Annotated in this window: 9 protein-coding genes; all 9 read right to left on the bottom strand. The window is 60.2% G+C overall.

The window, feature by feature from the left end; genetic code table 11:
* Positions 1–7 precede the first annotated feature (7 nt).
* The 9 genes from CPZ01_RS14705 to CPZ01_RS14665 all read right to left on the bottom strand — a co-directional run bounded on the left by CPZ01_RS14705 (position 8) and on the right by CPZ01_RS14665 (position 12,711).
* Positions 8–331, bottom strand: coding sequence for a DUF7558 family protein (locus tag CPZ01_RS14705; RefSeq protein WP_049983726.1), 324 nt, complete (start codon positions 329–331; stop codon positions 8–10).
* Positions 331–621 (bottom strand): hypothetical protein, encoded by a 291-nt coding sequence (locus CPZ01_RS14700; RefSeq protein ID WP_049983725.1) that lies wholly within the window; start codon positions 619–621, stop codon positions 331–333. The genes CPZ01_RS14705 and CPZ01_RS14700 overlap by 1 nt, the downstream gene beginning before the upstream one ends.
* A gap of 220 nt (positions 622–841) precedes the next feature.
* Complete coding sequence (locus tag CPZ01_RS14695; protein ID WP_049983724.1) at positions 842–1,282, bottom strand: hypothetical protein; 441 nt, start codon at positions 1,280–1,282, stop codon at positions 842–844.
* 74 nt (positions 1,283–1,356) lie between these two features.
* On the bottom strand, positions 1,357–2,610 hold the full coding sequence (locus tag CPZ01_RS14690; RefSeq protein ID WP_049983723.1) for a phage NrS-1 polymerase family protein: 1,254 nt from the start codon (positions 2,608–2,610) through the stop codon (positions 1,357–1,359).
* 447 nt (positions 2,611–3,057) lie between these two features.
* Complete coding sequence (locus CPZ01_RS14685; protein ID WP_096396479.1) at positions 3,058–7,440, bottom strand: ATP-binding protein; 4,383 nt, start codon at positions 7,438–7,440, stop codon at positions 3,058–3,060.
* Positions 7,433–9,640 carry a VirB4 family type IV secretion system protein gene (locus tag CPZ01_RS14680; RefSeq protein ID WP_096396458.1) on the bottom strand — a complete coding sequence of 736 codons (2,208 nt, stop codon included), beginning with the start codon at positions 9,638–9,640 and terminating at the stop codon, positions 7,433–7,435. Before CPZ01_RS14680 ends, CPZ01_RS14685 begins: the two co-directional genes overlap by 8 nt.
* The gene (locus CPZ01_RS14675; protein WP_096396457.1) at positions 9,633–10,754 is read right to left on the bottom strand and encodes a hypothetical protein; all 1,122 of its coding nucleotides are present in this window, start codon (positions 10,752–10,754) and stop codon (positions 9,633–9,635) included. Before CPZ01_RS14675 ends, CPZ01_RS14680 begins: the two co-directional genes overlap by 8 nt.
* A 2-nt stretch (positions 10,755–10,756) precedes the next feature.
* Positions 10,757–11,872, bottom strand: a complete 1,116-nt coding sequence (locus CPZ01_RS14670) for a hypothetical protein (RefSeq protein ID WP_096396456.1) — start codon at positions 11,870–11,872, stop codon at positions 10,757–10,759.
* A 2-nt stretch (positions 11,873–11,874) separates the two neighbouring features.
* On the bottom strand, positions 11,875–12,711 hold the full coding sequence (locus tag CPZ01_RS14665) for a hypothetical protein (RefSeq protein WP_096396455.1): 837 nt from the start codon (positions 12,709–12,711) through the stop codon (positions 11,875–11,877).
* Between the last annotated feature and the right edge of the window lie 3 nt (positions 12,712–12,714).

Genomic DNA, 12,714 nt, shown 5'->3' with positions numbered 1-12,714 from the left:
ATATGTCTCACTCAACGAGATGCTCATCGAGGTCGTGCGTCCAGTACGTCGCGGGCCCGCCAGGACTACATCGCGCACACAGCTGCAGCGGCCCCTCGAGATGGCCGAGTTCCACACGGAAGCGCGTGAGCGCCGCGAGGGCGTCGACGACGAGCCCACAGCCATCGCAGGCGTAGCGATCGCGCTCGTTGGGGTCCGGCTCCATCTGGATCGCGCAGTCGACGCAGATGGGGTGGGTGACCCGCTCATCTTCCCCCCATGTGTGGGCCTCGCCAGTCTCGGTGCTGGGCGGAGCGTCGCAGAACGCACACCCTGTAAGCGTCTGCTGCATTACTCCGCCTCCGCGTCGGCGTCGCGGCCGGCCGTCCAGCCACGGTGGAAGACGGCCAATTGCGTCGTCGAGTCGAAGGTAGTAACACTCGGCTCGTGAACGAGAACGCGATCCTCGGGAACGGGTGTGACGACGTCCGCGTCGATGAGGTCGTCGACTAGGCTGCGGGCCGTTGCGTCGTCGACGTCCGCGGTCGCGACGCTCGCGGCGTCACGGTCCTGTGCGAGGAGTTCGGTTTCGAGCTGTTCGTGGTCGGCACTCGTGTCGTCGTGAGGATCGGGACCAACCATGGTGAATCACGCCGCGCACGCTCTCGCGCGCTGCACGCCTCCCGGCGCCGATAAACAGCCCAGTCGGAGGGCGTCAGTCCGACCCTGGGTCGCGGTACTCGAAAACGGCAACGTCGCGGAGGGATAGGGCGGTGGGCGTGGGTTGAGGGCATAAATTCTGGCAACGTCATTAACCAACACTTCGACAGAACTGGTCCCGAGTGTTGGTTAAGAGTGTGGCCTATGGAGTCCGGAGTTCCTGAACCGGCTTCACGGTGAACGTGTCCGGCTCGCTGGCTGCTGCTTCTCGTGTGCGTTCCGCTTGTGAGGCTGCCGACCGGGTGAGCTGGGTGACGAGTTCGTCGCGAACGATCTCACGAGGAACGGTTGTCTCGTGCCAGCCCAGCCGGGCGTCGAAGTGCCGCTTTTGGAACTGCTCGCTGACGTCGTCGACGGCGACGTACTGCGTGTGGTTTGTCCCCCGGACCTGGTGGGTGACGACGACTGCCCCCACGTGCTCGTGCGTCAGCTCGATTAGGGCACACTCCACGAGCGCGACGAGCGACGCGTGATCGCGGTCGTTCGGGATCGCCACCTCGAGGTCTGCCCACGGAGCCTCCCCGTCGGAGTTGGTTGCTGCTTGCTGTACCGTCTGCGTTTGGGTCGTACGTTCCGAAGCCATCGTCTATCGGGGGCACGTGATGTACCCCGCCGCCCCCTGGCGGGGGTGACAGACGTGCCGCTGCGGTCGCAACGCTACTTGGACCGACCGCCGAATAACCGACCCAACAGTGAGGATGACTCTGACTCACTACTGTTCTCACTCGTAGTAGCGGCGTGCTCGCCCTGGCACTCCTCCTCCTGGCCACGGGTGGCAAGTTCGTCAGTGAGTCGCTTGACCTCCGCTTCGAGAGCGTCGATGCGCTCGGTTTTCTCCGTGAGTGTCGCCTCGAGCTCGTCGACGCGGTCGCTCAAGATCTGGTTCTTCTCGGCGAGATATGCGCGACTCCGCTCCGAGTCAGCAGCGCCGACGTCTGGCGACGATGTGGCGGGGATCTCGTCCGCGGTATCGTCGCCGGCGTCCGGGTCGTAGAACTCCGAAGTAGTCGCAATTGCTCGCTCGATGGTCTTCTCCCCATACGTCGACCCATCAGCGTAGTGGACCTCGTCCCACTTCTCTCGCATCAATCCCGACTGGCGGAACAGCTGCTCCATTTGGGTCCGGTCACCACCGGTCCAGAACGCCAGCAAACAGCACAGCGCCATGTCGGCCTCGGACTGACTGTCGTAGCCGACCGTATTCCCGTTCCAGAGCCGCTCGAACTTCTCGCCGTTCGATGCGTTTCGCGCTTTCTCGAGGAGGTCATCGTCTTCGAGGTCGACGTCAACGCCGGCTGCACCGGTCGTCGGTGACTCGTCGTCAGCGCTACCACGCTGTTCGGGCTCTGCTGCCGTGTCACGCTCTGTCTCCTGAACGTACTCACGGTGAATCGCTCTGAGCGCGTCCTGTCGACGTGCGACGCACGTTGGTGTCCGCTCGACGTGATCGCCAGTGACGGTGAAAAAGCGTGCCGTGTCGTACAGTTCGATGCTCCCGCGACGGTTCCGCCCGTCGGGAAGTTCGCCCCTGATGAGGACGTGATAGCCGGTGCCGGACGGTGACACCTCCGTATAGGAGTCGAGGCGCTCGATGATGTCTAGTGCCGCGTCGTCGACGTCGCCGGTTTCCGGGTCGCGGCAGTCGTCCAGATCGACGCCGACGATGGGGTCGTCGTCGGTAAACACGAACCCGACGCCATCGGCGTGTGCCGTCTCGGTGTAGTCGAGCGCTGTCTCGAAACTCGCCCAGGTCTCCGACTCTGTTGATGACGCGAACCCCCCACCTCCCGGCGTCACCGGAATCTTCGTCGGCTTGCCGTCCCGCTCTTCTTCGCGCCAGCACACCCACTGGTCCCGTTCGCGTAGCGTCTCCGGAATCTCCTCCGGTTCGTCGATGATATTCTTATTCATGTTCTCACAGTACCTTGCATGGCTCTCACTAATTCTGAGCCAGCACAGAACTCACTCAATTCTACTCCTCGATCCAATCCCTTGGTCCCAACGGGGACCCCCCGTTCTATCCTAGTTGGTTTTCGCTCGGTGATACCCCTGACCAGCTTCGCCGTCTGGTGGTTTTTCCCCTGACCGCTGATACGGGCGGGAGTACCCTTTCTTAATTTCCCCTGACCAGCAGCGCCGTCCTGCGATTTCGTATGTTCACTTGATGTTAGATACTGTTGCCCCTCCCAGATGCCCTGACCGGCGGTTCCGTCTTGCGGTTTTCTCGGTCCATAACCGAGTATTAACTCTTGATTCTTACCCTCTCGTGCTGTTACTGGTCGTTTCCCCTGACCGGCAACGCCTTCGGGCGGTTTTTTGATAACCCGTCTCGAATTCAAGTACCTCATAGATTTCTCTTCATTCAATCAATTGTTGCCCTGCTGCCGTGAGCGAAATACCTGTATAGCAGTTCACGCGGGTTTCGTTTTGACGAATCCGACTCGTATCATACGTTACGAACTCCCCGAGAGAACGGGAGAACCACGCTTTCGATTGAACTTCTTTGTCGTGTCTGATTGCCCATATCCGATACGCATTATAGAGATCATCCTTCGGGAGTTCCGCCTCCTCTTCTTCGGTAACGTACACGTCAACGAATGACTCGAAATCGTCCGCGTCGTGATCGAGTTCACTCCCGTTAGTTTGGGAGATTTGCTCTGAGGAATCTTCCCCCGGCATATCCTCTCCCGGAGCAGATTCGGCCCGATAGTCAGTCTCCGCCCGGTCACTATTTTCGTCGTCGTTTTTGGAGTCCCCCTCTGATTCATTGTGGGCGGTTGAGTGATCAAATAGGGTTGTGAGAGGTTTCGTTGTCCCGTCCGTGTAGACGACTGATGACTTCTCATCGGCAAGAATCACGATTACGTAGCTGTCGCAGCTGTACTCTGGGGTGGAGAACTCGTCTTCCGGAACGAACGGCTTTTTGATCCGAATCCAGTCGTCCTCGAACGCCGATTTCGTCTCGTAGATGTGTTGTTCACCGTGCTCATAAACGACGTACTCGTCGGCAGCGTGGTCGTAGCTGTAGATGGCCGGAACACGATCTTTCGAGAGTTTTTCCAGCGACTCGAGGCGGATATGTTCCGTCCCGCTGGCATCACGAAGGACGATCTCGTCGCCATCACGCTGCCAGATGTTCTGGGTCCCGTTCTCGTCGTCGGTCGCCGGTCGCACGGCCGTCACTCCACCTTCTTCGGTCGCTCCACCGCTGAACGTGAGATTCGAGTCAGTCGTGTAGAACCGTGTCTCACCATTCTGGAGGGTACGGACGGGAGGTGTGAGAATGCCGTCAACACGCTCGGCCCACTCAGTTTCGTCGTTTCCTGGTCGAACGACAAACAGCGGGATATCACCTGCTGCTTGGGCCTTCCGGAGATTCGTGAGCACTTTCGCGGGATTCTCGGGTGTCGTCGTTTCGACTTCGATGGCGAATCGGTCGGAAACGTCGGGGTGGCTCGCCCTCGCGTCAGGTTTCTCGCTGCCATCCTGTGCGAGGATCGAGACGGTGAAACCGAGTGCGGTGAGCTCTTCTTCGATCTGAAGGAGTGCTGCGTCGTGGGCACTCCCACCAGCGGCCTGCACGCCACCAGTATCGGGTGTCGCGACCTCTTCTCCGGCGTCAGTGAGCCGGATGCGGAGCTCGTCGGCGTCGATATCGACGGTCGTATCGAGGTATCGTGATCGTTCTCGGATGTCCGCGAGGGCATCATACGATGGCGGCTCGGCGTCGACGTCGTCGAAGAGTCGTCTGAGTTCGTCGTCAACTGCTTCGACGGCCACCCAGCCGTTTTCCTCACGGCAGCCCTCTCGAAGCTGCAGACTCCGAACCACGTTCGCAATCGCGACGTCCAGGTCGTCGCTCGCGATATCGAGCACCTCGTGTCCGTCGGCAGGTGTGCTCGTTGTTGAAGTGTCTGGCTCAGCCGGCACACCGTGTTCGTCATTGATGTCCTCGTGCATCGAGGAGAGTGTCTCAGTGAACTGCTCCTCTTCACGCTCTGTGAGCGGGGATTCGCTCTCGGGGTGGCCCGGTGGAATCGGGAGTGGTTCGAGACTGAACGGATACGGCCCCGTTTCACCGAACGTCGGGCTTGGCAGGCTGGCGATCCACTCCCCTCGTGGCAACGAACGAATCCGATTGGCGAAATCCGCGGGGTCCATCTCTTCGTGGGCCATCGCTCGCGCCAGTTCCCGGTCGACGTTGATTTTCCCGATGAGTGAACTGCCGATGTTGTTCAGAGCATTCAGGTAGATCTTCCGCCCACCTTCAGCCTCCATCTGTTCGGGGAACTGCATCGACAGACCAACAGAGAGCCGGAATCCCCGGCCTTTCTCGAGGAGATCATTCATGATGTCGGAGACCACGACCGATGCTGCCTCGTCGACGAGCAAGTTCACGACGTAGTCGTCCGAGTGCTGGGGGAGGGCCTGTTTGCGGTCCTTGAGAGCTGCATCGAGATTGGTCAGGATCACACCGGTCATGATCCGGGCGGCGTCGTCGCGGAGGTCGCCGAGGTCGAAGAGGATGACCGTATCCTCGTCGAGGACATCCCGAAAGTCGAACTGGTTCTCGGTATTATTGAAGATCTGCCGCAGGTGCGTATCCTGTGAGATGTAGGCGAGACGGTTTCCGACACCGCCCATCACGTTCGCGAAGGTGTTCGAATCTAACTGGAGCTGCCGTCGAATCGTCCGGGTGACTTCCTCGTCGCTCGACCGTGGGGCGTCGCCGATGTTCTCGTTCGGTGGCCCGGCCTCCCAGAGCTGGTCGACGACGTGTTCGAGCTGTCGGTGGGCGAAGTAGTCCGTCGACGCTCGGTAGAGCCCGTTCTCACGCCCGTATTCCTCGTCGAACAGTGTCTTGATGAGTGTCTTGATGAGAGTTGGGGCCACAGTCGCCCGCTCGTAGCGGTCGGTTCCCATCACGAGCTTCAAAATCTCTTCGTAGTGGTCGGCCTTCCGTTGGACGGCGTCTTCGCGGCGCCGTCCGCTCTCCATCGACGGTTCGAGATCGAAAAACGAGAACCCGGGGAGGACGTCCGGGATCGGGAAGTGGACGACGTTCTCTTGGAGGTCGGTCATTCCGAACCGACGCGCGTGAGCCCGCATATAATTCTGGGCCATGTCGTCGTTCTTCGGGATGATGAGGATCGTCGGCCCCTCGGTGTTGGCGTACAGCGACAGCATATCGTTGATGAGGGCTTTCGACTTCCCAGAGCCGGTTGTTCCGAACCGGCCGTAATGAGTGGGCAGCAGTCCGGGTGGAATGTGTGTCGGCTCGTCTTCGGCCTCGCCGGTGTCGTCGAGGGCATACCCGATTGCCATCCCGTCGCGGAATTCACTCATGAGGTCCTGGTGGGGGCGTGGCAATGGATTCCGACTCTGCTGTTCCGCACGCGTCCCACGTGCCCCCTCGACAGTCAGCTGTTCCGAGGAGGGCACGAGTACGAAATTCGCGAGTTCTCGGCCACTCAGGACGAACTCGGGTCGGGTCGTCCCACGGCCGGTCGTGATCTCACGATCCAAGAGCCGCTGCAGCGCCGCTCGTGCGTTCCGTTCTTTCGTGGCTGCCCGGAAGCCGCTGTCGCGTACCCGTTCGGCCGCAACCTCGTAGTACGGTCCGTCAAGCGGGTCGAATACCGGGACAAGTGATTGCATCCGATCATCGAGATCATCGCGACCGTCGTCCCCGGACGGAATCCCGATCGCTCGGATGTTCGCGGTGAACGACCGCTTCGGATTTTTCGCCTCGATTGCCGCGACACGTTTTGCAACGGCGTCGCTCAGCTGGTTTCTGTCCCGGCTCTCCGACTGATCGTCGAGTTCGAAAAGGGAGCCAATAATCTCCTGAGCGAGTGTGTCTCGGCCGTCGATGACGTCCTCCTTGCGAAGGTCGGCATCGGACTGCCAGCTCTCGCGTCGCTGGAAGACGGCCTGGAACGCTACTGGTGCTGTCGCCTCCATCAGGTGGTCGACAAGCGACGCGAGCGCACCACCTGGCTGATCGACGGCTGGGAGTTCTGCTTCGTCGTCGGCAGTGAATGGCGAGAGTGAGGTCATCCAGTCCTGTTTCCGAGTGGCCGACCCCTGCCACCGCACGCCGAGTGGGGAGACGGTCTTGGTCGCTGGCCGGGCGAGTATCGTCCCCTCTGTTGTCACCGTTGGTTTGGCAAGCGTCGTGAGTGGCTCATCCTCGGGAATCGCATCTGGTGGGGCGAGTTCGAGGGCGGTGTCTCCGATCTCGATGATGTGGTCGGCAGACAGGTCGCCGACCGTCCCTCCTTCCGCGACTGATTGGGCGTCTGCTTGCCTCGCTTGACTGTCTTCGTCAGTCCCACGTTCGTATTGCTCGTCAGGACCGAACTCGTACGTGAGATCGCCCGACTCATAGTGATCGACGAATGTCTCTCGGTCGAATTCCACAGGCTGCACGAGTCGGGATGCGACGTCGACTTTGGTACGCTCGATGTCGAACGTCTCGGGATAGATCGACCGGAGACGTTTCTCAAGCGTATCCAGATGGTCGTCAGCACCGTAGTAGAATTCGACGGGGTCGTCTGCACCCTCGCTGAGCGCGAGGAATTCGAATCGTAGCGGTGTTTTGCTGTGTAGCGGATTGAGTTTGTCAGCTAGCCCTGTCGAGTTCGTTAAGGTCAGTTTGTGGAGACTCTCCAGTGCCTGCGGCAGCCGCTCCGGATTGAGGCGTTCGGAGGTAGGCGTCACGCGGAGGTACTCACGCATCGTCGTCACCTCCCGCTGCGCCACCATCAGTCTCTGCTGGCGTCTGCTCAGGTGGGCGTTGTCCATTGTCGGTCGCTCGGCTTTCAATATCGTCTTGGAACGCCTGCACGTCCGCGTCCACGGCGTTCTCACCAGTCCCGGGGAGTGAGGCTCGCCGTTGCTCGGTTGGCTCGAAGTCGATGACCTGCTTCTCCTTGGGCATCGCTTTGACCTGGATCCCACGCCACTCGCCGTCGACGCCAACCAGTGCTTCGGAGAAGCCGGCGTCCTCGTTGCCGGGGACGGCGTCCTGGACGAACCGCATCTGTGCGTAGTTCAGCCCGAACTCGTCGGCCCACTCCTTGTCCATCCCGTCGAGGCGGTGGAACTGCTTGACGGCACACTGATCGAGGATCGCCTCGCTTTCGGCGTGCTCGAAGAACTCGTCGACGGTCTGGGTGACCAGCCGGATCGAGAGGTCGTGGTGGCGGTGGTGCCGGAACACCGTCTCGAGGAACGCCAGACTTGCGGCGTCCTGCATGATGTAGCGCGCCTCGTCGATGTAGAACACGACCTCCTTCTCCGAGACCTTCGCCCGTTCGTACACCAGCGAGATGAGTAGCTGCATCGTCAGTGCCGTGCTGCTGTCGACGCTGCCCTCCTGCTGGGCCAGATCGAGGTAGATGACCTTCTCGTCCCGGATGTCGAAATCCGATTCTTGGCCGAGGTTGGCGTGGCGACCGTCGTCCTCGAAGGGGCGCAGCTGATCGAGGAGCCACGTCGCGTCCTCTTTGATCTTCCCTGCCTCTTCGTCGGATCGAACGACGAACTCCTCAGGGTCGTCGACCATGTCCTCGAAGACGTCCATCATATCACGGATGGTCGGACTCGGATTGCTGTGCGTCGAGATGTCGTCGGTGATGCCGTTGCGCTGGTAGGCACGTTTGAGGGCGAGTTCGAGCGTAGTGCGCCGGTCTCCCAGTGAGATGCCCCGGAGGGCAAAGAAGTTCGTCAGGAAGCTCATCGCGTCGTCGAGTTTCTCGTTGAACGGGCTCGCGTCCTCGCCCATCGCCCGCTGGACGTGTTCGGGCGTCTCCCGAATCTCCAAGGGGTTCAGCCCGAGCGTCCCGCCGACTGTGATCCGCTTGGCGTCGAGCGCCTCCGAGACACCGGCCCAGTTGTTCAGCGGCTCGAGGATGATGCCGATACGGTCCTTACTCTGCTCGATGGAGCGGATGAAGTTCTGCTTCGAACTGAACGACTTCCCCGACCCCGTGTCGCCCACGGTGAACATCGCGTACCCGTTGTCCCGCGCGAACGGGTCGATGACCACGGGACTCTGGTTATCTTTGTGAATCCCGAACTCGACGCCGCCCTCCTCGAGAATCGTCGCGTTGTGCGGCGAGGACAGCAACGCGCCGACGGCGCCGCCGAGCGCAATCGATGTCCGCCCGAATTCGTTGTCACCAATGGGCGCGGCGGATTGGAGGGCGAGATCCTGCCGACAGATAGCCGTCTTCGGCGTGAGGTTCGCCGGGTCGTCGCGGAGCGCGCTCTTGACCGTCTGGACGGCATCTCTGAGTTCGTCTTTCTCGTCGGCCCGCACGGTGATGAACATCCCTTGGTCGAAGACGTTCGCGCCGTTCTCGACGGCCTTGTACGTCGCTGCGGCCTCGTTGGCGCGCTCTTGGAGATAGGCGCTCCGGATACTCTGTTCGAGGTCAGCATCGACCTGGAGGTCGTCAGCGATGTCCTGCAGTTCGTTCCGGGCCCGCTCCTGATTTTTCGGCGTGATGTGGGCCGTCAAATCGAACTGGACATCGGTCATCTCGAAGAGGTCGCTCAGATACCCGTCGTTGGGATAGTCGGCATAGTTAGCGATGTAGAGTGTCGTCGTCCACTGTTCGCCGACCCGTGCGGCTCGCGTTTCCCACTCGACAGCTCCGGGAGCGGTGACGGTCTTGTGCGACTCGGAGATGTCGTCGAGGAGCTTGCGTTCGGCCTCGCCTTCTTCGAGTGTCTCCTCGTCGAGGACATCGGTAAAGTCCACGTCTGGTTCATCATCCGCAGTGAAGCGGTCCCACAGGTACTTACTGCCGACGCCAAGGCCGAGACCCACTGCAAGGGCAAGTACTGCACTCTCTGCTGGTGTCAGATTCTGGAGCCACCCGGCGACGGAGCCAAGCGCGCCACCACCAGTCTGGAGGATCACGTTACGCATCGTGTGGGTCCTCCCGGCGCGAGTGGCCGATGATCGATTGGTCGCGAACGACACGTTCCGCCTCGTCGTAGTCATGTTCGCGGCCGTTCCAAAAGTCCATATTCAGAACGAACAGCTCGACCGTGCTGAGTCGACGTGCGGACCACCCCGACGCCTGCTGGATAAACTCGGAGCGAACGTCGTTCACGCGACTGTCGAGCTTCTCGAACATCTGCGCACGACGTTCGACGTCGGTGAGGTCCTCGCGGCGGGTGACGAACGGGTTGAACAGGAACCCGATGACGGGGAACTGGGTCAGCTTCTCGGCGGGGGTGCCCTCGTCGCGGAAGCGGTCGTACACTTCTATCGGGCTGACTTCAACGCCGATGTAGTACCGGACCTGCTGAATGCCCCGGTCACGCATCTCCTTCGGCCGTGTTTCCCGATATTCTTCGAGGAGTTCCCGGAAGATCGGGTTCTCCGTGACGTCTTCGTCCGTGAGCCGATCCTCGATAGTCTCGGTGATCTGCTCGACCGGGAAGGAACGAGTTGTGGCGTGGAGTTTGAGCTTCGAGTCCAGCTCTTTGTTGGCGAACTCTTCGCCGGCGTCTTGCAGCTGCGCCCAGTCGTCGGACATCGCGAAGTCCATGTTGGCCGGATCGATCTCGATGAACGCCTCCATCGCGCCGTCTTCACGCTGGATGGCACCAGCACCCGGCCACGCCCGCTTGATGTTCGTGAGGTCCTGTGTCCGCTCGTCCGGCTTGAACGGCGTGTAGTTCGCGAGTCCGCCTTCGTTGCGCTCTGACTCGTTGGTACTCGTGTCGGCTTCGGCGGGCGCACTGAACGTGATCTGAGGTCGCTTGAGGTACCTATAGACGTCTTTGGTCCACGTCCAAGCGTTCAGGTGGGTTGGTGAGACGTAGATGACGGCAACGCCAAAGCCAAGCCCGCCAGCGACGAACGGGAGGGCAAGCGACTCGATCCCGGTGAGGCCAGCGATAAACAGCCCAATAATGGGGAAGGCGATGAGCATGCCGACGTCTCCTTCCTCGATATTGAGATACGGGATGCGACTCTCCTCGCCGAACTGATCCATGATGCGCCGTGCGGCCGCGTCTTGATCTGCTGACATTGTTAGTGGATTCCTCGATCAAACTCCATCCCACGGTCGTCACTCGCCGATTCCGCTGTCGCTCCACCAGGGTCATTCTCTGTTCGACGGTACGATGGCGTCCCGCCATCGTCTCCTCCATGCCCACCGCGGGCAGCTGCCTTTTGTGCGACGGCGTGGCCAGCGGCGGCTTTCGGCCCCCACCGAGCGGCGGTCGTCGCGACGCCGGCGCCACCGACATAGGCACCGGCGGCGACACCACCAACGAGTGCTGCGCCTTTCGTCGCACCGCCGACGACTTTGGCCGTCAGCGGCGTCGCGTATTTGAACGTCTTCCACGTGATGTAGAGGGCGACCAGTGGAAGCGACGCCGCGACGAGATATTTGAGGAACGCTGTTCCGGGTGTGAGCGTTCCACCGCCGTAGATCAAATCGTACCCCTTGAGGACCATCGCTGCTGGGAGCGGGAGGACAGCCAACGGGACAAACCGTTTGCAGAACCCCATCGCGATATCGGATACGACCGGAATGTTTCCGTAGGCCAGTGCAAATGCAATCGGCATTCCGTACAGGTAGACATACAGCAGAATCATCCGGATGTAGAACAGCGCCTCCAGCGCCCACATCGAGATTCCACCAATCACGGCGAACAATAGTCCCAGCCCTGGGTTTGTGATAGATACCTCCAAGAATCCAATCATCGCCTCCGTAACCGAGGAAAGCTCCGGCATCAGGGCGATAGTGAATCCGTCAACGAGGTAGAGTGCAAGAGTTCCAACCCAATACCACGTAATGATTAGAAAAGCACCGACCCAGGCCGTCTTCTTCGTTTTTCGGGCTTCGTAGGTACTTCCAATATTGAATATCCGAACCGTGTGACGGCCCTGAACGCTCATCACGAGGAGCAAGAGGGCAACCAGCATGATTTCGCCGCCGATGAGAGCATCGTGAATCGCTGGCCAGGGTGCATTGGTTGGTTCACCGAAGACAAAAGCTCCGTTCGTCTCTGGAGTAGGTGTCCCGAACATTCCCTCAGTCAGAGTTTCATACCCTGATCTGAGACCGTCCATGAACAGCCCAATGAACCACTCAACGACGCCCTTGATACCCTCAAGGACGACATCAATGAGATCGACCATCGTTATACCTCAGTGATCGTGACCTCACAATCAGTCATATCGTCGGAACCAGTGTATTGAACGTTGTAGGTGCTTGAGACCTGATTTCCACCGACCCGTGTCTCAACGATAACAGTAAACTGGCCACTATTCCCGTCTGGGGAGCATCCCATCCCGTCCTCAGTTTCTGTACCGAACGGAAACGAACTACTGAACAGGTCGGCCGTCTCGCCGGGGGAAACTACTACCCGGTCGGTTTCGTGCATTCCACTGCCTCTGGGGTTCTCAATTGGATTGGGAACGTCCCCGGAGAAGATTAGTTCAGTTATCGCTTCCGGACCGCTTCCTGTGTTCTCTACCGTAACGAATGCCTCGCCATTCTTGATCCGGTCCGTCTCGCTCTCACCATAGACTTCGTCCCACGGCTTATCTGGGTTATTCCGATAGAGTCCGACATCCTGTATCTGAATCTCTGGACGGAGTTCAGTCGTGGTCTCAACTACTGTCTCCTCGCCTTTCAACGCGAGTACGCGGTACTCACCGGGCGCATATGCGGTGCCGATCTCGAATGAGACCTGCTGAGCACCTGCGGCTACGTCACGCTTCCCGAATAACTCGCCGTTCGGTTGGATGAGGTTGACTTGGTCGACGTCGGCCTCTTCGGAGAGTTCGACGACGAGTGTTGTCTCCTCGACAGCGATGCGCGTGAGTGGGCCGTTGCCATCTGGAGAGGTCGTTCCATCACCAGGCGTCCCAGAACCGCCATTGTCGTTCAGACAGCCAGCGACGCTTACGAGCGCAGCACCTGCGACTGTTCGGAGGGCGGTTCGCCGACTGATGTGTGGGTGGTTTCTAGTCATGGA

This window comes from Halorubrum trapanicum (assembly GCF_002355655.1).
GTDB lineage: Archaea > Halobacteriota > Halobacteria > Halobacteriales > Haloferacaceae > Halorubrum > Halorubrum trapanicum_A.
This window is presented reverse-complemented; position numbering and strand designations above follow the sequence as displayed.

What these genes read in the sequence shown, in the direction of transcription:
- CPZ01_RS14705 (WP_049983726.1), bottom strand. Translation starts at nt 331, where the DNA reads ATGCAGCAGACGCTTACAGGGTGTGCGTTCTGCGACGCTCCGCCCAGC.
- CPZ01_RS14700 (WP_049983725.1), bottom strand. Translation starts at nt 621, where the DNA reads ATGGTTGGTCCCGATCCTCACGACGACACGAGTGCCGACCACGAACAG.
- CPZ01_RS14695 (WP_049983724.1), bottom strand. Translation starts at nt 1,282, where the DNA reads ATGGCTTCGGAACGTACGACCCAAACGCAGACGGTACAGCAAGCAGCA.
- CPZ01_RS14690 (WP_049983723.1), bottom strand. Translation starts at nt 2,610, where the DNA reads ATGAATAAGAATATCATCGACGAACCGGAGGAGATTCCGGAGACGCTA.
- CPZ01_RS14685 (WP_096396479.1), bottom strand. Translation starts at nt 7,440, where the DNA reads ATGCGTGAGTACCTCCGCGTGACGCCTACCTCCGAACGCCTCAATCCG.
- CPZ01_RS14680 (WP_096396458.1), bottom strand. Translation starts at nt 9,640, where the DNA reads ATGCGTAACGTGATCCTCCAGACTGGTGGTGGCGCGCTTGGCTCCGTC.
- CPZ01_RS14675 (WP_096396457.1), bottom strand. Translation starts at nt 10,754, where the DNA reads ATGTCAGCAGATCAAGACGCGGCCGCACGGCGCATCATGGATCAGTTC.
- CPZ01_RS14670 (WP_096396456.1), bottom strand. Translation starts at nt 11,872, where the DNA reads ATGGTCGATCTCATTGATGTCGTCCTTGAGGGTATCAAGGGCGTCGTT.
- CPZ01_RS14665 (WP_096396455.1), bottom strand. Translation starts at nt 12,711, where the DNA reads ATGACTAGAAACCACCCACACATCAGTCGGCGAACCGCCCTCCGAACA.